The following is a 2,778-nucleotide window of genomic DNA, read 5'->3' on the forward strand; positions in this document are numbered from 1 at the left end:
CTATTAGTACCAGTCACCTCCACACGTTACCGCGCTTCCAGCCCTGGCCTATCAACCCCATCATCTCTAGGGAACCTCAAAGGAGACCTCATCTCGAAGCAGGCTTCCCGCTTAGATGCTTTCAGCGGTTATCCCTCCCGAACGTAGCCAACCAGCCATGCCCTTGGCAGAACAACTGGCACACCAGAGGTTCGTCCGTCCCGGTCCTCTCGTACTAAGGACAGACCTTCTCAAATCTCCAACGCACGCAGCGGATAGGGACCGAACTGTCTCACGACGTTCTAAACCCAGCTCGCGTACCGCTTTAATGGGCGAACAGCCCAACCCTTGGGACCGACTCCAGCCCCAGGATGCGACGAGCCGACATCGAGGTGCCAAACCATGCCGTCGATATGGACTCTTGGGCAAGATCAGCCTGTTATCCCCGAGGTACCTTTTATCCGTTGAGCGACCGCGATTCCACAATCCACGGCCGGGTCACTAGTCCCAGCTTTCGCTCCTGCTCGACACGTCCGTCTCACAGTCAAGCTCCCTTGTGCACTTACACTCACCACCTGATTGCCAACCAGGCTGAGGGAACCTTTGGGCGCCTCCGTTACTCTTTGGGAGGCAACCGCCCCAGTTAAACTACCCATCAGGCACTGTCCCTGAACCCGATCAGGGTCCGAAGTTAAGGAATCCACTATGGCCAGAGTGGTATTTCAACAACGACTCCACCCACACTAGCGTGCCGGCTTCCCAGTCTCCCACCTATCCTACACAAGCCACACCGAACACCAATACCAAACTATAGTGAAGGTCTCGGGGTCTTTCCGTCCTGCTGCGCGTAACGAGCATCTTTACTCGTAATGCAATTTCGCCGAGTTCGTGGTCGAGACAGCGGAGAAGTCGTTACGCCATTCGTGCAGGTCGGAACTTACCCGACAAGGAATTTCGCTACCTTAGGATGGTTATAGTTACCACCGCCGTTTACTGGGGCTTAAATTCTCCGCTTCACCCGCGAACGGGTTGACGAGTCCTCTTAACCTTCCAGCACCGGGCAGGCGTCAGTCCGTATACATCGACTTACATCTTCGCACGGACCTGTGTTTTTAGTAAACAGTCGCTTCTCCCTGGTCTCTGCGGCCACCACCCGCTCCCACCCGCTTGGAGCGTTCACGGGGATGGCCCCCCTTCTCCCGAAGTTACGGGGGCATTTTGCCGAGTTCCTTAACCACGATTCACTCGATCGCCTTAGTATTCTCTACCTGACCACCTGAGTCGGTAATAGGGTACGAGCAGCCACAGACCTCACACCGATGCTTTTCTCGACAGCATAGGATCACCAGTACACCACCACACCAAGGTGGGGCGCCCATCAGATCTCAACCGTGCTGACAGGCGGATTTGCCTACCTGTCGGCCTACATCCTTGGACTACGACAACCATCGCGCAGCCCGGCTACCTTCCTGCGTCACACCACGTGCTTACCTACTACACACTCAGGTCCCACCCCACACCATGCCCACCACCCGAAGGCAGTGTGGCCAGTGCACGATGGTTAGTCTCATGTGCCTCGATACGGTCGGTCCATGCCTGGTACGGGAATATCAACCCGTTGCCCATCGACTACGCCTGTCGGCCTCGCCTTAGGTCCCGACTTACCCAGGGCGGATTAGCCTAGCCCTGGAACCCTTGGTCATCCGGCGGACGGGTTTCTCACCCGTCTTTCGCTACTCATGCCTGCATTCTCACTCGCACGCATTCCACCACACGGTCACCCGGCAGCTTCACCACACGCACGACGCTCCCCTACCCAACCAGTCACGAAAACCGATTGCCACAACTTCGGCGGTGTACTTAAGCCCCGCTACATTATCGGCGCGGAATCACTTGACCAGTGAGCTATTACGCACTCTTTCAAGGATGGCTGCTTCTAAGCCAACCTCCTGGTTGTCACAGCAACTCCACATCCTTTCCCACTCAGCACACGCTTAGGGGCCTTAGTTGATGGTCTGGGCTGTTTCCCTCTCGACTACGAAGCTTATCCCCCGCAGTCTCACTGCCACGCTCTCACTTGCCGGCATTCGGAGTTTGGTTGACGTCAGTAACCGAGTAAGGCCCATCAGCCATCCAGTAGCTCTACCTCCAGCAAGAAACACGCAACGCTGCACCTAAATGCATTTCGGGGAGAACCAGCTATCACAGAGTTTGATTGGCCTTTCACCCCTAACCACAGGTCATCCCCTCCATTTTCAACTGAAGTGGGTGCGGGCCTCCACAACATCTTACTGCTGCTTCACCCTGCCCATGGCTAGATCACTCCGCTTCGGGTCTAGGACACGCGACTGAAACGCCCTCTTCGGACTCGCTTTCGCTACGACTACCCCACCAGGGTTAACCTCGCCACGCACCACTAACTCGCAGGCTCATTCTTCAAAAGGCACGCCATCACCCCACAAGGCTCTGACGGCTTGTAAGCACATGGTTTCAGGTACTCTTTCACTCCCCTCCCGGGGTACTTTTCACCATTCCCTCACGGTACTATCCGCTATCGGTCATCAGGAAGTATTCAGCCTTACCAGGTGGTCCTGGCAGATTCACACGGGATTACACGAGGCCCGCACTACTCGGGAACACAACCCACTGACGCCGCAAGCGTTTCGGTTACGGGACTCTCACCCACTCCGGTCCGCCTTCCCAGACGATTCACCTACACCCACGAACACCAGCCCAGGACATGTGGTTCCTGGACGGTCGTGCCCCACAACACCGCACACGCAACGCCCACACGCTTTG

At 56.5% G+C, this 2,778-nt stretch carries 1 rRNA gene; it reads right to left on the reverse strand.

Features of this window, described 5'->3' with window-relative positions:
* Positions 1-2,778 (reverse strand): 23S ribosomal RNA (locus AAD496_RS14835); the annotation flags it as partial.

Source organism: Brevibacterium litoralis, assembly GCF_040212315.1.
Taxonomy (GTDB): domain Bacteria; phylum Actinomycetota; class Actinomycetes; order Actinomycetales; family Brevibacteriaceae; genus Brevibacterium; species Brevibacterium litoralis.